The 18,534-nt window shown below is 71.4% G+C and carries 17 protein-coding genes and 1 tRNA gene; 5 read left to right on the forward strand and 13 right to left on the reverse strand.

Going from position 1 to position 18,534, the window contains the following annotated elements; genetic code table 11:
* Positions 1-19: 19 nt before the first annotated feature.
* From ehuD to ehuB, 3 genes are read right to left on the reverse strand one after another with little or no spacing between them, the layout of a single operon-like run.
* Positions 20-670, reverse strand: coding sequence for an ectoine/hydroxyectoine ABC transporter permease subunit EhuD (gene ehuD / locus ACWD3I_RS01080; protein ID WP_365411098.1), 651 nt, complete (start codon positions 668-670; stop codon positions 20-22).
* Positions 667-1,386 carry an ectoine/hydroxyectoine ABC transporter permease subunit EhuC gene (gene ehuC / locus ACWD3I_RS01085; RefSeq protein WP_365411095.1) on the reverse strand — a complete coding sequence of 240 codons (720 nt, stop codon included), beginning with the start codon at positions 1,384-1,386 and terminating at the stop codon, positions 667-669. Before ehuC ends, ehuD begins: the two co-directional genes overlap by 4 nt.
* On the reverse strand, positions 1,383-2,312 hold the full coding sequence (gene ehuB / locus ACWD3I_RS01090; RefSeq protein ID WP_451084001.1) for an ectoine/hydroxyectoine ABC transporter substrate-binding protein EhuB: 930 nt from the start codon (positions 2,310-2,312) through the stop codon (positions 1,383-1,385). The genes ehuC and ehuB overlap by 4 nt, the downstream gene beginning before the upstream one ends.
* 96 nt (positions 2,313-2,408) lie before the next feature.
* On the opposite strand from ehuB, the gene ACWD3I_RS01095 reads away from it, so the two are divergent.
* Positions 2,409-2,903, forward strand: coding sequence for a DUF3830 family protein (locus ACWD3I_RS01095; RefSeq protein ID WP_365411089.1), 495 nt, complete (start codon positions 2,409-2,411; stop codon positions 2,901-2,903).
* Here the strand turns inward: ACWD3I_RS01095 and ACWD3I_RS01100 are convergent.
* Positions 2,884-4,269: an amidase gene (locus ACWD3I_RS01100; protein WP_365411086.1), complete on the reverse strand. Its 1,386-nt coding sequence runs from the start codon at positions 4,267-4,269 to the stop codon at positions 2,884-2,886. The two genes, ACWD3I_RS01095 and ACWD3I_RS01100, sit on opposite strands and share 20 nt — an antisense overlap.
* A gap of 34 nt (positions 4,270-4,303) precedes the next feature.
* Entirely contained in the window at positions 4,304-5,251 is a 948-nt protein-coding gene (locus tag ACWD3I_RS01105) for a D-2-hydroxyacid dehydrogenase (protein WP_365411083.1), read from the reverse strand.
* A gap of 132 nt (positions 5,252-5,383) precedes the next feature.
* Between ACWD3I_RS01105 and ACWD3I_RS01110 the strand changes: the two genes are divergently transcribed.
* From ACWD3I_RS01110 to ACWD3I_RS01120, 3 genes are all read left to right on the forward strand, one after another.
* A complete protein-coding gene (locus tag ACWD3I_RS01110) occupies positions 5,384-6,184 on the forward strand; it encodes a maleate cis-trans isomerase family protein (protein ID WP_365411122.1) in 801 nt (266 codons plus the stop codon).
* Positions 6,181-6,912, forward strand: coding sequence for a maleate cis-trans isomerase family protein (locus tag ACWD3I_RS01115; protein ID WP_365411081.1), 732 nt, complete (start codon positions 6,181-6,183; stop codon positions 6,910-6,912). The genes ACWD3I_RS01110 and ACWD3I_RS01115 overlap by 4 nt, the downstream gene beginning before the upstream one ends.
* A gap of 277 nt (positions 6,913-7,189) precedes the next feature.
* The gene (locus tag ACWD3I_RS01120) at positions 7,190-8,278 is read left to right on the forward strand and encodes an LLM class flavin-dependent oxidoreductase (protein ID WP_365411078.1); all 1,089 of its coding nucleotides are present in this window, start codon (positions 7,190-7,192) and stop codon (positions 8,276-8,278) included.
* On the opposite strand, the gene ACWD3I_RS01125 is transcribed toward ACWD3I_RS01120, so the two are convergent.
* Complete coding sequence (locus ACWD3I_RS01125) at positions 8,257-10,074, reverse strand: putative bifunctional diguanylate cyclase/phosphodiesterase (RefSeq protein WP_365411075.1); 1,818 nt, start codon at positions 10,072-10,074, stop codon at positions 8,257-8,259. The two genes, ACWD3I_RS01120 and ACWD3I_RS01125, sit on opposite strands and share 22 nt — an antisense overlap.
* Positions 10,075-10,386: 312 nt before the next feature.
* On the opposite strand from ACWD3I_RS01125, the gene ACWD3I_RS01130 reads away from it, so the two are divergent.
* Positions 10,387-11,652, forward strand: a complete 1,266-nt coding sequence (locus ACWD3I_RS01130) for a M6 family metalloprotease domain-containing protein (protein ID WP_365411072.1) — start codon at positions 10,387-10,389, stop codon at positions 11,650-11,652.
* A gap of 348 nt (positions 11,653-12,000) precedes the next feature.
* Here the strand turns inward: ACWD3I_RS01130 and ACWD3I_RS01135 are convergent.
* The 7 genes from ACWD3I_RS01135 to ACWD3I_RS01165 form a co-directional block, all read right to left on the reverse strand.
* Positions 12,001-12,074: transfer RNA gene (locus tag ACWD3I_RS01135), tRNA-Lys, on the reverse strand.
* On the reverse strand, positions 12,065-12,661 hold the full coding sequence (locus ACWD3I_RS01140) for a bifunctional DNA primase/polymerase (RefSeq protein ID WP_365400319.1): 597 nt from the start codon (positions 12,659-12,661) through the stop codon (positions 12,065-12,067). Before ACWD3I_RS01140 ends, ACWD3I_RS01135 begins: the two co-directional genes overlap by 10 nt.
* Positions 12,662-12,768: 107 nt before the next feature.
* Complete coding sequence (locus ACWD3I_RS01145; RefSeq protein WP_266891973.1) at positions 12,769-13,134, reverse strand: hypothetical protein; 366 nt, start codon at positions 13,132-13,134, stop codon at positions 12,769-12,771.
* A 265-nt stretch (positions 13,135-13,399) separates the two neighbouring features.
* On the reverse strand, positions 13,400-14,734 hold the full coding sequence (locus ACWD3I_RS01150; RefSeq protein ID WP_365400322.1) for an AAA domain-containing protein: 1,335 nt from the start codon (positions 14,732-14,734) through the stop codon (positions 13,400-13,402).
* The gene (locus ACWD3I_RS01155; RefSeq protein ID WP_365400325.1) at positions 14,731-16,332 is read right to left on the reverse strand and encodes a hypothetical protein; all 1,602 of its coding nucleotides are present in this window, start codon (positions 16,330-16,332) and stop codon (positions 14,731-14,733) included. The genes ACWD3I_RS01150 and ACWD3I_RS01155 overlap by 4 nt, the downstream gene beginning before the upstream one ends.
* Positions 16,323-17,489 (reverse strand): hypothetical protein, encoded by a 1,167-nt coding sequence (locus ACWD3I_RS01160; protein WP_365400328.1) that lies wholly within the window; start codon positions 17,487-17,489, stop codon positions 16,323-16,325. Before ACWD3I_RS01160 ends, ACWD3I_RS01155 begins: the two co-directional genes overlap by 10 nt.
* Positions 17,440-18,393 (reverse strand): phosphatase PAP2 family protein, encoded by a 954-nt coding sequence (locus tag ACWD3I_RS01165; protein WP_365400331.1) that lies wholly within the window; start codon positions 18,391-18,393, stop codon positions 17,440-17,442. Before ACWD3I_RS01165 ends, ACWD3I_RS01160 begins: the two co-directional genes overlap by 50 nt.
* Positions 18,394-18,534 lie beyond the last annotated feature (141 nt).

The following is an 18,534-nucleotide window of genomic DNA, read 5'->3' on the forward strand; positions in this document are numbered from 1 at the left end:
GTCGGGGGTCTGCTCGATGTCAGTGGACAAGACGACGCTCCAGGGCTCGCACGAGGAGGGAGGCCAGATAGGCGATGAGGATGAAGGCCACGCCGATCACGGTCAGAGGCTCGGTGAACTGGAAGTGCTCCTGGGAGAAGAGCCGCGCCTGACCGAGCATGTCGAGGACGGTGATCGCCATCAGCAGCGGCGTGTCCTTGAGCATGGCGATGACGTAGTTGCCCAGCGCGGGGACGACCCGGCGGATCGCCTGCGGCAGGATCACCACCCGCCACGTCCTGGTCACCGGCAGGTTCAGTGCCGTCGCGGCCTCCCACTGGCCGACGGGCACCGCCTCGATGCCGGCCCGGTAGACCTGCATCGTGTACGTCGAGTAGTGCAGGCCGATCGCGAAGACGCCGGTGGTCAGCGCCGAGAACGCCAGGCCCCACTCGGGCAGCACGTAGAAGAGGAAGAACAGCTGCACCAGCAGCGGGGTGTTCCGGATGAACTCGGTGACCGCGCCCACCGGCCAGGTCACCCACCGGGTCGGCGCCCGCATCAGCAGCGCCCACACCAGGCCCAGCGCGAAGGAGATCACCGAGCCCAGCGCCAGCGCCTGCAGGGTGACCAGCAGACCGTCCCAGAACTGCGGCATGAAGTCGCCGACCGCTCCCCAGTCCCACTTCATGCGACACCACCTCCGACGCCCGTCGTCTCGGCCCGCTTCAGCTCGCGTGCGGTCACCCCGCGCTCCGGTTCCTTGCCGACCCCCGACTTCAGCTTCTTCTCCAGGCCGCGCATCAGCCGGGTGAGAGCGAAGGCGATCACGAAGTAGATGACCAGCAGATACGTGTAGATCTCCTGGCTCTCCTGAAGCGCGAGGCGCACCAGGTTGCCGCTGAACGCCAGGTCGCCCATGCCGATGATCGACACCAGCGCGGTGCCCTTGAGCAGCTCGATCAGCAGGTTGGAGAACGACGGGATCATCTCCGGCACCGCCTGCGGCAGCAGGATCAGCCTGAGCCGCTGCCAGGGCGTGAAGCTGAGCGCGATACCGCCCTCCTTCTGCGCCGGGTCGACCGCGTTCAGGGCGCCGCGCACGATCTCCGAGCCGTACGCGCCGTACGTGAGCCCGAGGGCCAGCGTGCCCGCCCACATCGGTACCAGCTGCCAGCCGAAGGAGATCGGCAGCACGAAGTACACCCAGAAGATCATGATGAGCGCCGAGGTCCCGCGGAACACCTCGGTGTAGAAGCCGGCGAGGAAGCGCACGATCCACAGTCGATGGGTGCGCGCGACACCGGCGACGAACGAGACGGCGGCCGCCAGCAGCGCGCTGAAGACGAGCAGTTGGACGGTCGTCCACACGCCCTTGAGTACGAGTTCCCACAGTCCGGAGGTCATCCGCCGCACAGCTCCTTCGCGGTGAGGTCGGTCATCTCGGCCTCCGTGAACCCGAAGGGCCGCAGGATCCGGAACAGCTCCCCGCTCTTCTTCAGCTTCCGCAGCTCCACGTTGAAGGCGTCCCGCAGCTTCGTCTCGGTCGGCCGGAACGCGAACGCGCCCCCGTCGACGTGCGGCTTGCCGTCCACGAGGGGCGCGAAGGCCTTGGTGGCCTCGGTCTTGGCGGACTTCTTGACGACCTCGCGGGTGGTGAGCGCCGTACCGGCGAAGACATCGGCCCGCCCGGCCTCGACGGCGTTCAGCCCCGCGACCTGGTCCGGGACGATCAGGATGTCGCTCTCCTTGTACCCCGCGTCGACGGCGTACTGGATCTCGGCATACCCGGTCCCGGTGGCGAACCTGGCCTTCTTCCCGACGACGTCCTTGTAGTCGTGCAGCCCTTTGGGATTGCCCTTGCGCACGATGAACGAATCGAGCATCTGATAGTCCGGGTCGGCGAAGATGACCTGCTCACAGCGCTCCGGATTCACGTACATCCCGGCGGCGACCACATCGAACTGCTGTGAGTTCAGTCCGGGGATGAGCGACCCGAACTCGGTGGGCACGGGCTGTACGCGGTCGACGCCCAGCCGCTTGAAGATGGCCTTCGCGAGCTCGGGCGCCTCGCCGGTCAGCTCGCCGTCCTTGTCGATGTAGCCGAAGGGGATCTCGCCGGCTATGCCCAGCCGTACGACACCTGCCGCCCTGAGGCGTTCGAGCAGATCACCGCCGTCCGTCGTCGAAACCGTGGCCACCCGCGAGCAGCCCGCGGCCCCCAGCGCACCGAGCGCCGCCACCCCCGCGAGCAGCGATCGGCGGGTGGTTCCGGGGATGCTTCTGTCGGTCCGAACGTCGTTTCGAATGTCGTTTCGTATCGGTGGAGCCATGGCGGCGCGGCTACCCGACCGGATGCGACTTATGCCGGTCGATTTGAGCCCGATCCCGACCGAGGCGCTCTTGACCGGCGGGGGACCATGGAACGTATGGCTGACCGCTACATCGAAGTCTCGCTGGTCAAGCGGGGGATCACCGGTACGGCGAAGCTGCTGGACGATCGTGCGCCGATCACCTGCGCGGCCGTCTGGGATTCCCTCCCGCTCGCCGGCGACGTCTATCACGCGAAATACGCCCGCAACGAGATCTACGCCCTTTTCCCGCCTTTCGCGAAATCGGAGCCACCCCTGGAAAATCCGACAGTCACCCCCATCCCGGGAGATCTCTGCTATTTCTCCTTCGCGGGTACGGAACTGGGCACCAAGTCCTACGGCTACGACCGCGAGGTCCGCCCGGGCACGACAGTGGTCGACCTGGCCCTCTTCTACGAGCGCAACAACCTGCTCCTCAACGGCGACGTGGGCTGGGTGCCCGGCATCGTCTGGGGGCAGGTGGTGGAGGGCCTGGCGGAGCTGGCCGAGGGGTGCAACGACCTCTGGCGGTCGGGGGCGTCGGGGGAGACGCTCAGCTTCCGGAGGGTGTGACCCCGTCCAGCGCATGAGCCGCCCGCAACACCAGATCGTCCCGGTGCCGGGCGGCCACGATCTGCAGTCCCACCGGCAGTCCGTCGCCGTCCACGCCCACCGGGACGGACGCGGCCGGCTGCTGGGTCATGTTGAAGGGGTACGTGAACGGCGTCCACCCCGTCCACCGCCGATGCCCCGAGCCCTTCGGCACCTCCGCGCCCGCCTCGAAAGCCGTGATCGGCACCGTGGGCGTCACCAGCAGGTCGTACGACTCGTGGAAACGGCCCATCCGGCGCCCGAGGTCCATACGGACGTCGACGGCGGCGAGATAGTCCAGCGCGCTGTACCGCGCCCCCGGCCCGCAGATCTCCCGCAGCCCCGGATCCAGCAACTCCCGCTGATACGGCCCGAAACGCTGGGTCACCCGAGCCGCCCCGCTGAACCACAGGGTGTGGAAGGCGTCCACCGGGTCGGTGAGGTCGGGGTCGGTCTCCTCGACGTACGCGCCGAGCCGGGCCAGCCGTTCCACCGCCCGCCGCACCGCCGCCGAGACCCCCGGCTGGACCCGCACCTGGCCGCCGAGGGAAGGGGAGTAGGCGATCCGCAGACCCCGTACGCCTTCCCGGAGAACACCCCGGTGGGAAACGGCACTCGGCCCCAGCCCCGACCAGTCCCGCGTGTCCGGCGCCCCGATGACGTCCAGCATCAGCGCCGCGTCGGCCGCGTCCCGTGCCATCGGCCCCACATGCGCCAACGTGCCGAACGCGCTCGCCGGATACAGCGGCACCCGCCCGTACGTCGGCTTCAGCGCGAAGATCCCGCAGAAGGCCGCCGGGATGCGCACACTGCCGCCCCCGTCCGTGCCCAGCGCCAGCGGCCCCGCGCCGAGCGCCACGGCCGCCGCCGCGCCACCGCTGGAACCGCCCGCGGTGCGTGACGGGTCGTGCGGGTTGCGGGTGACCCCGGACAGCGGCGAGTCCGTGACACCCTTCCAGCCGAACTCCGGGGTCGTCGTCTTGCCCAGGAACACCGCGCCGTGCTCACGCAGCCGGGCCACGGAGGGCGCGTCCTCGTCCCAACGCCCCCTCTCCGACAGCGCCTTGGAGCCCTTCAGGGTCGGAGCGCCCCGCATCAGCAGGATGTCCTTCACCGTGACCGGCACCCCGTCGACCAGCCCCGCGGGCTCACCGCGCCGCCAGCGGTCCGCCGACTCCCGGGCCTGCGCGAGCGCCTCCTGTGCGGTGATCCGCACGAACGCGTTCACCTCCGGCTGGATCCGCTCGGCCCGCTCCAGGGCCGCCCGGGTCACCTCTACGGGGCTGAACTCGCCCTTGCGGTAACCGTCGACGAGCTGTACTGCGGTCAGTTCGGTGAGCTCCGTCATCCGCCCCTCCGGCTCTCTGTGAAAAATGGCGCCGTCAGTGCCCCGGTACGTACCCGCGCTTCTTGTCGACCACGTTCAGCATCGGCTTGCCCGCCGCCCAGCGGTCGTACAGCTCCAGGAACTGCGAGCCGAGTTCCTCCCGCCAGCCGATCGTGTCGCCGCTCATGTGCGGGGACACGATCAGATCGGGGACCTGCCACAACGGGCTGTCGGGGCCCAGGGGTTCGTGTTCGAAGACATCCAGCGCCGCACCCGCGATCCACCGCTTGCGCAGCGCGTCCGCCAGGTCGTCCTCGACGACGAGCTGGCCGCGCCCGACGTTCACGAACCGCGCCGACGGCTGCATCACTCCGAACCGCCGGGCGTCGAACATCCCGTACGTCTGCTCGGTCAGCGGCGCCGCCGCGATCACCCAGTCCGCGCGGGCGATCAGCCGGTCGAGGTCGCCCGGGCCGTGGATGCCGGTGCGCGGGGTACGGCCGACGACGGCCGTGGTGATCTCAAGTGCCTTGAGAGTGCGGGCGATCGTCCGCCCGATGGGCCCCGAGCCCACGATCACCGCCCGTGTCCCGGCCACCCGCCGCGACTCCCGGTGCCGCCACACGCCCTCCCGCTGCAGGTCCAGCGTCCGCGGCAGATCCTTCGCCATCGCGAGGACGAGAGCGGCGACGTACTCCCCGATGGGCTGGTCGAAGACGCCACGCGCGTTGGTCACCACCGTGTCGGACACGGCGAGTTCGGGACACATCAGATGGTCCACGCCCGCACTCGCCGTATGTACCCAGCGCGGCCGCGGCCCCTCGCCGGGCCAGGCCGCGCGCACCGCGTGGGAGGTGAAGTCCCAGACCAGCAGGACGTCGGCGTACGGCAGCCGTTCCGCCAGCGTCGAGGCGTCCGTGTGCTCGACGCGGGCGCGGCCGGTGAGACTGCCGAGGCGGGGGAGGGGATCGGCGTCCAGGACGAGAAGGGTGGGGGCGGTCATCCGAAGCCGTTCCTTCACAGGCGTCTGACATGCGCGGATTGACCACGCTCGCACCCGAACCTACCTTCGTCAACACGGGCGTGCGTACGGTCCGTTGTCCCCCCGTCTCTCACCGTGAGGCCGGTGCCTGCCATGGACCTCTCTTTTCTTGGTGGACCGCGCCCCCAGCGCGGTGTAGGTGTCGTCGCCCCCTTCGACTTCGCGCTGGACCGTGAGTTGTGGCGCTGGGTCCCGGACGAGGTGTCGCTCCATCTGACCCGCACGCCGTACGTCCCCGTCGAGGTCAGCCTCGACCTGGCCCGTCTCGTCAGCGAGCACGAGACGCTGCACGACGCGGTACGCACCCTGAACGCCATCGCCCCCGAGGTCGTCGCCTACGCCTGCACCTCCGGCAGCTTCGTCGGCGGGGTCGCGGGGGAGCGGGCGATGTGCGAGGCGATGACGAGGGCGGGCGCGGTCCCGTCCGTGACGACCTCCGGCGCACTTCTGGAAGCGCTGATCGACCTCGGCGTACGCCGGGTGGCCCTGGTGACGCCGTACACCGTGTCGGTCACCCGGGCCCTGGAGGAGTACGTCGCGGAGGCGGGCATCGCGGTCACCGGCTGCGCCTTCATGGGCCTGACCAGGCACATCTGGAAGGTCCCGTACCGGGAGGTCGTGGGCATGGCCCACAAGGCCGTCCGGCACAGTGCCGACGCGCTGTTCATCAGCTGTACCAACCTCCCGACGTACGACGTCATCCCGCAACTGGAGGCGGAACTGCGCATCCCGGTGATCTCGGCCAACCAGGTGACGATGTGGGCGGCGCTGCGCCGACTGGGTACCCGGGCGGTAGGGCCGTACCAGGCACTGGTCGATCCGGCGGCACGGTCCGGCCCCGTGTTCCCTCAAGAGAAGCAGCCGAAAGAAGAGCAGCAGGAAGGCTGGTCATGACCGCACTCGGATTTCTCTACCCGGGCCACTCCGCCGAGGACGACTATCCGCGCATCGAGCAGCTTCTGGGCAGCGACGTCCGCCTCGACGTGGTCCACACCGACATCGGCGAGGACGCCCACCGCCCCGACGCCCTGCGCCGCATGGGCTCCGCCGAACGGCTCGCGGCGGGTGTCGAGGAGCTGCGCATGGCGGGCGCCGACTCCGTGGTGTGGGCCTGCACCAGCGGCAGTTTCGTCTACGGCTGGGAGGGCGCCCACGAGCAGGTGCGCAGCCTCGCCCGTACGGCCGGCCTGCCGGCCTCCTCCACCTCCTTCGCCTTCGTGCACGCGGCCCAGGAGCTCGGTGCGCGCCGGGTCGCGGTCGGGGCGACCTATCCGGACGACGTGGCGGCACTGTTCGCGGAGTTCCTGCGAGCGGGCGGCCTGGAGGTCACCGGTGTGCAGGGCGCCGGGATCATCACGGCGGCCGAGGTCGGCACCTGGGGCGAGAAGGAGGTCTTCGCCCTGGCGAGGTCGGCCGACACCCCCGACGCGGACGTGATCCTCCTCCCGGACACGGCCCTGCACACCGCCGCCCACCTCCCCGCCCTGGAGAAGGAACTCGGCAAACCGGTCCTCACCGCCAACCAGGTCTCGGTCTGGGAGGGCCTGCGCCTGGCCGACCGCAGGGTGAACGCACCGAGGCTGGGGGCACTGTTCACGAAGGAGCCGATCGTCCAGGTGTAGGACCGTTCTTCGCCCCCGCCGCCCTTACCCGTTCCCCTCCCCAGGGGCGTGCCGCCCCTTCGACCCGGTTGGATTTGCTGACGCCGGTCCGTGTCTTGTTTTTTCAGCCCGTCCGGCGTTTGGGGACGAGGCCCTTTCGGGGCCGAAGCGGGGGTCTGGGGGCGCAGCCCCCAGGGATGGGACGGGTAAGGGCGGCGGGGGCGAAGGAATAAGCGGAGCCACCCTCCTGTTACCCGTCCAAGGACAGCGCACGGCACCCACCACAGGAGGCACCACAGTGACGGCAGACGAGATTCGGGGAACGATCCACGGCACCGCCCCCGTCCCCCTCTCCGTACTGGACCTGGTCACCGTCGGTGCCGGCCGGACCGCCACGGACGCGCTGCGCACCAGCGTCGACCTGGCCAAGCTGACGGAGTCCCGTGGCTTTCACCGCTACTGGGTCGCCGAGCACCACTCCATGCCGGGCGTCGCCTCGTCGTCCCCCGCCGTGATCCTCGCCCACCTCGCCGCCCACACCGACCGCATCCGCCTGGGCTCGGGCGGCGTCATGCTGCCCAACCACGCCCCGCTGGTCATCGCGGAGCAGTTCGGCACCCTGGAGGCGATGGCCCCGGGCCGCGTCGACCTGGGCCTCGGCCGCGCCCCCGGCACCGACGGCGCCACGGCAGCGGCCCTGCGCCGCAGCGAGCGCCTCAACGAGGGCGCCGACGACTTCCCCGAGCAGCTCGTCGAGCTGACCCGCTTCCTGGACGACGACTTCCCCGACGGCCACCCCTACCGCCGTATCCACGCGGTCCCCGGCCCCATCCAGTCGACGTCCCCCGGCGGCGTCCAGTCCCCGCACCGCCCCCCGATCTGGCTCCTCGGCTCCTCCGGCTTCAGTGCCCGCCTCGCCGCCACCCTCGGCCTGCCGTTCGCCTTCGCCCACCACTTCTCGGCGCAGAACACCGTCCCGGCCCTGGACCTCTACCGCGAGTCCTTCCGCCCGAGCGCGGTCCTGAAGGAGCCGTACGCCCTCATCGGCGTCTCCGCCCTCGCCACGGACGACGAGAAGGAGGCCCGCCGCCAGGTCCTCGCCGCGAGCCTCAACATGGTCCGTCTGCGCACCGGCCGCCCCGGCCTCGTCCCCACCCCCGAAGAGGCCGAGGCCTACGACTTCAGCCCCATGGAACGCGACTTCATCACGTCCTGGAACTCCAATGTCATCCACGGCTCGGTGGACGAGGTCCGCGCCGGCCTGGACGACCTCCACAAGCGCACCGGCGCCGACGAGCTCATGCTCACCTCTCACGCCCACAGCGCGGAGCTGCGTCTGCGCAGCTACGAACTGATCGCCGACGCCTACGGCTTGCCGACGGCCTGACCGCTCATCAACTCGGAGATACGATCCGGCGCCACCGGCCGCGAGTACAGCCACCCCTGGCCGGTGTCGCAGCCGATGCGGCGCAGCCGGGAGGCCTGGGCCGAGGTCTCGACGCACTCCGCGGTGACGGTCAGCCCCAGCCGGTGGGCCAGCTGGATCATCGCCTCCACGACGACCTCGTCGGCCGGGTTGGGCGAGGCGCCCGTGCCCTCGTACTGGAAGCCCCTCACGAAGGAGCCGTCCAGCTTCAGGACCGCGACGGGGAGACGGCTGAGGTAGGCGAGGTTGGAGTAGCCGGTACCGAAGTCGTCGATGGCGATGTGGACGCCCATGTCGCTGAGGGCCTGCAGCGCCTGGAGGGGGCGGCCGGCGGAGCCCATGACCGCCGACTCCGTCAGCTCCAGCTGCAGAAGGCCCGGCGCCAGGCCCGTCTCCGCGAGGATCTCGGCGACGTCCTCGACCAGGTCGGAGTCCCAGACCTGGCGGACCGCGACGTTCACGCTGACGAAGATCGGCGGCTCGCCTGGGTGGTCCAGCTGCCACTGCCGCGCCTGGCGGCAGGCGGTGGCCAGCACCCAGCGGCCGAGCTGAACGATCGAACCGTCCTCCTCGGCCAATCCGATGAACCGATTCGGCGTCAGCATGCCGAACTGCGGATGGTTCCAGCGGACCAGCGCCTCGACGCCCCGCAGACGGCCGTCCCCCATGCCGACCAGCGGCTGGTACTCGAGCGTGAACTCACCGCGCTCGATGGCCGGCCGGAGCGTGGAGGCGAGCGCCTGGCGGGTCATCCGGTGGGCGTTGCGCTCCGGGTCGAAGAGTGTCCAGCGGGCCTTGCCGTCGGCCTTCGCCCAGTAGAGCGTCGTGTCGGCGGCCTGGACGAGGGCGGTGGGGGTGGTGCCGGCCGCGTGCCGTTCCACGACGCCGATCGAGGCGGAGACCGAAAGCCGGCGCCCGGAGATGTCGAAGGGCGCCTGGATCGCCTTCAGTACGGCCTCCGCGAGGTCCGCCAACTGGTCGGTGCCGGTGGAGTCCTCGACGAGCAGGGCGAATTCGTCGCCGCCGAGTCTGGCCACCAGCGGCGCGCTGCCCCGGGTGAGGCCCGCCTCGTCGGCACAGCGGGTCAGACGTTCCGCCACCGCCGCCAGCAGCCGGTCGCCGACACGGTGGCCGAGGGTGTCGTTGATCGCCTTGAAGCCGTCGAGGTCGAGATAGCAGAGCCCGATCCGCCCGGTGCCGCCCTGGGCGTACGACTCCACCTCCAGGGCGGCCGACAGGCGCTCGAAGAACAGGGTCCGGTTGGGCAGCCGGGTCACCGGGTCGTGCATCTGCAAGTGCCGCAGCCGCGCCTGGAGTTCGCGCTGGGAGCTGATGTCGGCGAGGGACAGCAGCACACCGGGCTCACCCGTGCCCAGCGGCGCGACCGTCACCTGCACCCACACGGACTGGCCGTCGGGGTGCTTGAGCCGGCGGCTGCACCGCAGCCTGGCCTGCCGGCCGCGCAGCACTTCCTGGTACGCGTGCCAGGTACGCGCGTCCGAGGCCAGATCCACCAGCTCGGCGGCGACCTGCCCGGCCAGCGCCTCGGGCGCGCTGCCGAGGAGTTCGCCCAGCGTCTCGTTGGCGCCGACGACCAGACCCTCGCGGTCCACGACGGCCATGGCCAGCGGCGCGGCCGCGAACGCCGATTGGTACGTCGGGGGCGCCGTACGAGGAGACGCACTGAAGTCACTGTCCGTGACGACCGCCCGGTCGAGATCTGCCGCGGGCGCCGGCCCTTCGGAGGTTCCGCTCACCGTTCGCTCCCGCAGTGCACTCGATCTCTGTCCGTGCAGGAAAGTGTGCCGATCATAGAGGCTGGCCCCCACCCCTTCCAGCCACCGTCCAGTGTCCCGGAACAACCGGCCCTTCTGACAGATCGTTTCTGCCCGCACCTGGACGGCTTGTTGGGGCGCCCGACCAGGTGTGACGTTCCGTGAGCGATTCGGGGTGTCGCTTCTGACGGTTCTTCGCCGTACTCACTCGTCTGGTGCAGACAAACAGGGCGTAGTACGACAATCTCACACAGGCTGGGTGCGGTGTCCCGCGAACCGCACCCGGAGGTCTCTGTGCCGCGCCCTTTCCCGCGCCCCCGACTGCGCAGCACCGCGGCCTTGTTCACCACCATGTCGGCATTGGCCGCCACCTCTCTCATCACCGGTCCGTCGGCCGCCGAACCCTTCTCGGCCGAACCCTGTGCCCTGACCCGCACCCAGGCGCACCACTCCGAGGGTCTGGACACCTGGAACACCGCCTATCCGCGCCCGGCCCGTGCCCTGGACGCGGTGATGGTGTTCCTGTCCTTCCCGGACGCGACCCCGCGCACCACGCCCGACGAGCTGGCCGCCGACCACTTCCCGGCCACCAGTCGCTTCTTCGAGCAGGCCTCCTACGGCAAGTTCACGCTGCGCCCGCATCCGCTGCGGCACTGGATCCGGATGCCGCAGCCGTCCACGGCGTACGCCATACAGCGTGACTGGAGCGCGTCCCACCGTGCCGCCTATCTGCGCGACGCGCTGACCGCGGTGGACGATCTGGTGGATTTCTCCCGGTACGACGTCGTCTACTTCGTCGCCGATCCGGACGCGCCCGGTGTGGACTCCGACGCGACGAAGGTCGTCAACATGGACGTCCCGCTGCGGGCCGACGGCACGGACATCCGCCGGGTCGTCACGGTCTTCGAGCAGCATCCGCCGGACCGGCTGGTTCTCGCCCACGAGACCGGTCATGTCTTCGACCTGCCCGATCTCTACCACCGTCCGGTGGACGGCAAGGGCGACTGGGACACGTTCGTCGGCGACTGGGACCTGATGGGCAGCCAGTTCGGGCTGTCGCCTGACCTGTTCGCCTGGCACAAGTGGAAGCTGGGCTGGCTGGAGCCGCGGCAGGTGGCGTGTGTGCAGGGTTCGACGCGGCTGACGCTGGAGCCGCTCGGTGCGGGTGCGGGTGCCCGTGTGGTTGCGGCGGGTGCGGCCGGGGCGGCTTCCTTCGGGCTGGGGCGCGGCACCAAGCTCGCGGTGGTCCGGACCGGGCCCGACAGCGCCCTCGGCTTCGAGGCGCGCGGTGCGGTCGGCAACGACACGTCGACCTGCCGCGAGGGGGTGCTCGTCTACCGGGTGAACGCCGGCTCCCCGTCCGGCGGCGGCCCCGTCCAGGTGATCGACGCCCACCCGCGCACCGAGGCCTGCTGGGAGGGCTCGGTGTACCCGCCCCTCGCGGACGCCCCCGTCTCCCTCGGCGAAAGCTTCACGGTGCCGGGCACGGGCGTACGGGTGGACGTGGAGGGCCGGACGCCTTCGGGAACCTGGACGGTGCAGATCACGCCCAGCGCGTAGCGGACACGGCGAAGGCCCCTCACCTGAGTGAGGGGCCTTCGTTGTCTGTGCGCCGCCAGGGACTCGAACCCCGGACCCGCTGATGCTGCATCCCCCGGGGGACAACCCCCGGACCCCCGGCCGCCTCTGCCGCGCCGGAGAGACCTCGCCCGCCCATGACGAAAGCCCCCCGCACTCGCGAGGGGCTTTCGTTGTCTGTGCGCGGCCAGGGACTCGAACCCCGGACCCGCTGATGCTGCATCCCCCGGGGGGCAACCCCCGGACCCCCGGCCGCCTCTGCCGCGCCGGAGAGATCTCGCCCGCCCATGACGAAAGCCCCCCGCACTCGCGAGGGGCTTTCGTTGTCGGTGCGCCGCCAGGGACTCGAACCCCGGACCCGCTGATTAAGAGTCAGCTGCTCTAACCAACTGAGCTAGCGGCGCCTGCTGACGTCGTAGACCTTAGCATCCTGATCGGCGGGAGGAAAAATCGATATCCGCACGGCAGCGCGGGCCGCCCGTACGGCCGCCCACAGCAGGATCTCGGGGCCCGGCAGCCAGGGATGACGGGTGTCGGGGGCGACGAGCCAGCGGCTGTCGAACGGGGTCGGGGCGGCATCCGTCGGCCTCGGGGCGGGGACGGTCACCGCGTCTCCGGCGCCATGGCACAGCAGTGGCGGAACCCCTCCCGTACGGCCGAACTCCTCCCACCGCAGCAGCGAGGGCAGCCGATGGGCCGTGCCCGGCGCGGCGAACAGCAGCGTCCGCCCGCGGAACACCGCGACCGGCCCCGAGCCCGGACCCTCGCCCCACAGCCGGTCGAGCATCCGGCGCCCGAAGATCGCGGGGACGCTGACGACGTCGAAGGCGGTACCGCAGGGCAGTACGACCGGCGCGTCCGGCCGGTCCTTCCACAGGGCCAGCGTGCTCCGCGGATACGTTCCTGCCGAGGCGAGCCACTCCGCCCCGTCCGTGGTGACGCCGTAGACGTCGGAACGGTCGGCGAAGAGCTCCTTGCGTGTGTCGCTCATGCCTCAAGGTGTACCGGGCGTGAGCGTTCCGTTTCGGAGGGTTGCCGGAAACCGGGACAGGGGAGAGTGCGGGGGAGTATCTTGCCCGCCTGGCATATGCCAGAGCTTTACGCAGGGTCGATGGTGCCCTTGCCCTCGGCGCCCCGCATCAGGTCCCGGCCGAACTCGATCATCTTCTTGGCATAGTCCTCGGTCCACTCGGCCCGTTCCGCGATGTCCGCCGGCGTCAGCCGGTCGAACCGCCGCGGGTCCGCCAGCTGGGCCGCCGCGAGCGCCTGGAACTCCACGGCACGGTCCGTCGCCGCGCGGAAGGCGTGCGTCAGCTCCGTCGCCCGGGCCAGCAGCGCCTTCGGGTCGTCGATGGACTCCAGGTCGAAGAAGTGCTCCGGATCGGAGGCCACCTCCGCGGGCTCGAAGAGCAGGGGCGCGGGGCGTAGCCGCTGTTCATGCCGACGCGGCGTGGGCTCCGCCATGTCTTCTCCTCCTCGTACGTTGCCGATGACCCCCCTGTCGGGAGTGGGCCGTCGTCCATTCTCTCGTGGCCGCGCAAGGGCGCAGTAAAGGCAGCTCACGGTCTCCAGGTCACCTTGTGCTCCGCCAGACGTGCCGGCACCGCGTGGTTCGCCTCCCACCTGTCAGGGCTGCGTTCATCAGCCGCCTCCGGCGGCATGCCGGACTCCGTCCGGTGAGGGGCGGCAGTGCTCTCGTCGCCTGCTGCACGTGTGCTGTAGCGGCAGCTCAAGGACGCCACCCGACTCGGTGTTCCGCGAGTCGCGCCAGCACCGCGTGGTTCGCCTCCCAGCCGTCAGGGAACTTCACCACCGTCCCCAGCTGCACCGGCTCCGTCGACGGATAGTCGTCCAGCAGCTCGCCCACCCCCGCCCGGCAGACCACGATGCACGCGTGCCGGTGGCGGGAGGCGAGGACGCAGAGGCGGCCTGTCTCCAGGTGGAAGGCGGTGGCGTCGGGGCGGCCGGAGAGCGGGTGCAGGACGACCGTGACGTCGTACTCGCGGCCCTGGAGACGGTTCGCCGTGTCGACCGTCACCTCCGTGACGCCCAGCTCGGTCAGGGCCGCGCGGACGGCCGCCGCCTGGTCGCGGTGGGCCGTGCCGACGGCGACGCGGTCGGCGGTGAGGGGGGCCGGGTCCGGTGAGCGCTCCGAGGTCGCCGCGCCACCCCGGTCCAGCAGCCGGCGCACGACCGTCGCCACCGCCCGCACCGCCTCCGGATCGGTGCGCGGAGTGTGCCGCGCGGGCAGCTCCAGCAGGCCCCAGCCCGACTGGGCCGCCTCATCGATCACCCGGTCGGGACCGGAGCCGTCCGACGCGACCGCGAAGGCGAGGCTCCGGTCGCCGTGGTCCGTGCCGCTGCGGAAGGGCGTGAACGGGTAGAACGCGTCGGAGACCAGCTGGGCCGCCGACGCCGGGAGCCGCCAGGACACCGGGAGGCGGTGCTGCGGCAGCTCCGGATTGTGGGCCAGCAGAGTCGTCACCGCCGACGCCGACGGGTCGTACGACAGCCCCGCCCACTGCTCGCTGCCCACGATCGCGAAGGGGTCCAGCTGCCCCGGGTCGCCCACGAACAGTGCCCGCTCGAACAGCCCGGCCACGGCCAGCAGCGAGTCCGAGCGCATCTGGTAGGCCTCGTCGACGATCGCGTGCTGCCACGGCTCGTCGACCTTGACGTGCGCCCACTTCGCGGCGGTGGAGAGGGTGACCGGGAGACCTGCCAGGTCCGCCGGTTTCGCCGACTTCCGTACGTTCGCCAGCTCGTCCAGCGCCTTGTCGTACGCGTCCGTGTCGCTGCTGTGCAGCCGGCCGACCGGCAGCTCCGGGTTCTTCTCCGCGAGCCGCAGCACCAGGTCGTCGACCTGGGCGTTGGTCTGCGCGACGACCATCAGCGGGCGCCCCGCCTCGGCCAGTTCGAGTGCCGCGCGGACGACGAGCGTGGACTTCCCGGCGCCGGGCGGGGAGTCGACGACGACACCCCGCTTGTCGCTGTGCAGGGTGTTGTGGAGGATCGCGTCGGTGGCCTGCGCGGCGGCCGTACCCGGGTCGAAGACCGTGGTCACAGAACATCCTCCTCGGTCATGCGGTCGGCGGCCTCCTGGACCGCCTCGCCGGGCGGCCCGCCGTGCGTCCAGGGCGTGGCCTCCGGGTCGGGCAGCTTCGCACCGCCGCGCTGCTCGTGCTCGAAGAGGGTGAAGCAGAGCCGGTCGCCCTTCTCCGGCACGGACCCGGTCTCGGGCTCCTTGCCGCGGCCCATCTTGTCGAGGATCCGCAGGACGATCAGGGCGGCCTCCTCCCCGTCGCTCTCGTATCCCACGAACTCGGCCGTCTGCGGCTTGCCGCCCAGTGAGCGGTACACCTTCACGCGCTCCCCGAGGTGCGGCCGGTCGTCCGTGCGGACCGTGACGAGCGGGCGCGGGCTGGGCCGCCTGCCCTCGCTGTACGTCATCACGACATCCGTGACCTCACCCGCGAACGCCTCCCCGGACAGTCGCCGCCCCGCCATCACCAGCGGGTCGTCCAGGGCCTCCTGCGCCTCCAGACGGGCCTGCTCGCGCTCGCGTGTGGCGAGCTTGTTGGCGGCGGTGACCGCGTCGTCGCGGCGCGGCTGCGGGGGTTCGCCGGCGAGGACACGGTCGCGGTGGCTGGTGAAGGACCAGCGGTCGCGGGTCCAGCGCTCCTCGACGCGCGCGCCCTCGGGCAGTTCCCGGAGGAGGTCGAGGCCGCGCCAGACGGCGTCCCAGGTGGGCCGGGTCCGGCTCTCGACCAGCTTCCTGATCTCCCGCTCGGCGGTGGTGAGTTCACCGAGCCGGTCGTCCGCCTCCAGACCGTCCTGGGCGGCGCCGAGGGCGGTACGCGCGCGGTCGTAGCGCTCGATGGCCGGGGCGAGCAGTTTGTTGTCGAACGCCGGGTCGGTGGCGGGACCGGCCGGCGGGTGCAGCAGCTGGCCCTTCGCGTCCCGGCCGAGTTCGGCCTCCAGGGCGGCCTCGGCGCCGGTCGTGCCCTCCGGCGGGTCGATCCAGGCGAGCAGCGCGCCCAGGTGCTGGTCCTCCAGGGTGGACTGGCCGGTCGCCCAGTGCCGGGACAGGACCTCCGTCGCGGCGAGCAGCAGGGAGGAGCCGGGGACCCGGGCCCGCTCTCCGAAGTGGGTCAGCCACCGGCCCAGCAACGGCACGCGCGGCGGTGCCGGATGCGGGGACTCGGGGTCCTGCTCGGCCGTACGCCGGAAACGCGTCGAGCGCCCCAGCAGCCGGACGAGGTCGATACCCGCGCGGCTCGGCACGATCAGCTGCGGGGCGTCCGCGCACAGCTCGACCTCGACCTTGACCCGCTTGCCGGTCTCCGGATCGGTCTCGTTGCGCTCGGCCGCCTCGACGGCCGCCGCGTACGTGTCGACGTGAGGCAGCACGATGTCCGCCAGCTCGGCCAGGAACGCGAACCGCAGATCGCGGTCGCGCGGCTGCGGTACGACGAGGAGGCGCGGGGCGTCCCGGTCGGTGCCGACGAGCGCGCCGAGCGGGGCGCCGGCCTCACCGGCGGTGGTGAGCGGCACGAGGACGAGGGGCCGGTCGCAGAGGTGCCGGTGGCGGACCGTGGCGGAGGGCTGGGCGCGGCCGCTGGTGACGGCTTCCAGGCGGGCGAGGGTGGCGATCAGTGACATGCGGGTGCCTCCGGCGCGGTCGCCCCCGGTGCCATGGCGCTCAGCGCCTCGGCTCGCAGTTCCGCCGCTCTGCGCAGCGCGGCCACCGCCGGGTCCGCGGCGTCCCCGGCCTCTCCGCGGGCCGCGGCCAGGACGTCCGTCACGGTGGTCAGGCCGCCGAGCTCGGCCCGCACGGACCGGCCGAGCGACGTCACCGCGCCGGCCGCGCGGGAGCGGTCACGGCAGTGGAAGGCCAGCTCGCACGCGGCCAGGCACTCGGGCGCGTACGTCGCCGGGACCGACTCGACGGCCGCCGTCAGCTCCTCGGCGGGCCGGGCGGGGTCGAAGCAGGTGCCCTCGGGAAGCGTCTCGGCGATGTCCTGGACACGGGTGAGACGGGCCAGCTGGCGGCCGGTCACCGCCCGCTGCTTGCGGATGTCCACGGCGGAGGCGGTGGGCAGGTTGGAGAAGTCCTTGGGGCAGACGAGGAGTACCCGGTCGCGCACCTCGGGAGCGGGGGCGCTTTCCTGGGTGAGACGCGCCGCGACCTGCTCCAGCGCCAGCACGTACACCGCCGCCTGCCGCGCCGCCGCGCCCACCTTCGCCGGGTCCGCCGAACCGTCCAGCATCGGGAAGGACTTGATCTCCACGACCGTCCACGTGCCGTCCGGGTGCACGACCACCGCGTCCGGCTCCAGGAAGGCGGGGGAGCCCGCGACGTCCAGTACGAGCATCGGGTGGTCGAGCAGGGTCCACTCGCCGGCCGCCTCGGTGGCCTCGCGCAGCGCCAGCGCCGTCCGGGCCGTGCGCCCCTCGGGGCCGATCGCGGTCAGCTCGGGCACCCGCGCCTGGGAGGGCGGCTCGGCGGACCGGTCCAGCCTCTCGTGGACCAGCCGCAGCAGCTCCGCGCCGCCGTCCGCCTTGACCTTCGCCTCGAACGCGTTGCCCCGGGTGAGCGCGAACTGCGACTGACCGAACGCCGACGGCGAGCCGAGCGCGCCCGCCAGCGCCGCCTTGTTCACCCCGGCGCCGTCCAGGATTGCGCGCCGTCTGCAGCCCGGGTTCGCGGCGAGGGCGGCCAGGGCGCGGGCATCCAGCGCCTTGGCCGGTACGTCGGGGCCGCGCAGCTCAGCGAGCTGTTGCCGGAGCGCCGTCCCCCGCTTCCGAGGGGGAGGCACTCGGCTCGGTTCCGGCTGGGACCCGGGACTCGCGCTGCCGTGGAATTCGCTCACCCGCGGAAGTCTGGCATCCGGCACTGACAATTGAGGCCTGTGCGCCGGGAGTGCTCGCCGCGGCAGGCGCGAGGACCACGGCCGCGCGCGCCTTGAACCGGTCCGCGCCGCGCAGCACCAACGGCGCCAGCAGCAGCCCGACACCCATGACGGCGGCGCCCGCGACCGCGTCGAGGAAGTAGTGATTGGCGGTGCCCATGACCACGATCGTGGTGATCAGCGGGTAGGCGACACCCAGAGCCTTCGTCGTACGCGTGCCGCCGTAGCGCCACAGCATGACCCCGCACCACAGGGCCCAGCCCACGTGCAGGCTCGGCATGGCCGCGTACTGGTTCGTCATGCCGCCCATGCCCCGGGGCGCGCTCGCCTCGCCGCCCCACCAGCCGTACGAGCTGTACTGGGCCATCGTGTCGACGAAGCCGTGGCTCTCCGACAGCAGCCGGGGCGGGCAGGTCGGCAGCAGGGTGAAGCCGATCAGGCCGATGAACGTCGAGGTCATCAGCCAGGTGCGGGCCGCGCGGTACTGCACCGTGCGGGAGCGGAACAGCCAGACCAGGATCACCGGGGTGACCAGGTAGTGCAGCGACGCGTACCAGAAGTCGGCCGGTACACCGATCCAGGTCTCGCGGGTGAACAGGCGGTTGAGCGGGTGCTCCGCGTTGATGTGGAGGAACTTCTCGATCTTCAGGATCGCCAGACCGTGGTCGACGGCGTGCGTGACGTCGCCCCGCGCGAGGAGTCGGCCCGCCGAGTAGCAGGCGTACACCAGGAGGATCAGCGGCAGCTCCGTCCACCAGCGCAGACGGGTTTGCGAGGCAGCCTCGATGCCTGGTGTCTCGGCGTGCGGCATCCGATCGCCTCCCCCTTCTTGTCGCGGCGTCCGGTTGCCCGGTCTTACCACTTTACGGTGTATGTGTTCGGCCCTGTTGAGGGCCCCCGGCCCTCTAGGACGCAGAGATCGCCCGACGGGTTGCCCCCGCACAGGGTGCGG

Source organism: Streptomyces sp. NPDC002817 (assembly GCF_053592055.1).

What these genes read in the sequence shown, in the direction of transcription:
- ehuD (WP_365411098.1), bottom strand. Translation starts at nt 670, where the DNA reads ATGAAGTGGGACTGGGGAGCGGTCGGCGACTTCATGCCGCAGTTCTGG.
- ehuC (WP_365411095.1), bottom strand. Translation starts at nt 1,386, where the DNA reads ATGACCTCCGGACTGTGGGAACTCGTACTCAAGGGCGTGTGGACGACC.
- ehuB (WP_451084001.1), bottom strand. Translation starts at nt 2,312, where the DNA reads ATGGCTCCACCGATACGAAACGACATTCGAAACGACGTTCGGACCGAC.
- ACWD3I_RS01095 (WP_365411089.1), top strand. Translation starts at nt 2,409, where the DNA reads ATGGCTGACCGCTACATCGAAGTCTCGCTGGTCAAGCGGGGGATCACC.
- ACWD3I_RS01100 (WP_365411086.1), bottom strand. Translation starts at nt 4,269, where the DNA reads ATGACGGAGCTCACCGAACTGACCGCAGTACAGCTCGTCGACGGTTAC.
- ACWD3I_RS01105 (WP_365411083.1), bottom strand. Translation starts at nt 5,251, where the DNA reads ATGACCGCCCCCACCCTTCTCGTCCTGGACGCCGATCCCCTCCCCCGC.
- ACWD3I_RS01110 (WP_365411122.1), top strand. Translation starts at nt 5,384, where the DNA reads ATGGACCTCTCTTTTCTTGGTGGACCGCGCCCCCAGCGCGGTGTAGGT.
- ACWD3I_RS01115 (WP_365411081.1), top strand. Translation starts at nt 6,181, where the DNA reads ATGACCGCACTCGGATTTCTCTACCCGGGCCACTCCGCCGAGGACGAC.
- ACWD3I_RS01140 (WP_365400319.1), bottom strand. Translation starts at nt 12,661, where the DNA reads ATGAGCGACACACGCAAGGAGCTCTTCGCCGACCGTTCCGACGTCTAC.
- ACWD3I_RS01145 (WP_266891973.1), bottom strand. Translation starts at nt 13,134, where the DNA reads ATGGCGGAGCCCACGCCGCGTCGGCATGAACAGCGGCTACGCCCCGCG.
- ACWD3I_RS01155 (WP_365400325.1), bottom strand. Translation starts at nt 16,332, where the DNA reads ATGTCACTGATCGCCACCCTCGCCCGCCTGGAAGCCGTCACCAGCGGC.
- ACWD3I_RS01165 (WP_365400331.1), bottom strand. Translation starts at nt 18,393, where the DNA reads ATGCCGCACGCCGAGACACCAGGCATCGAGGCTGCCTCGCAAACCCGT.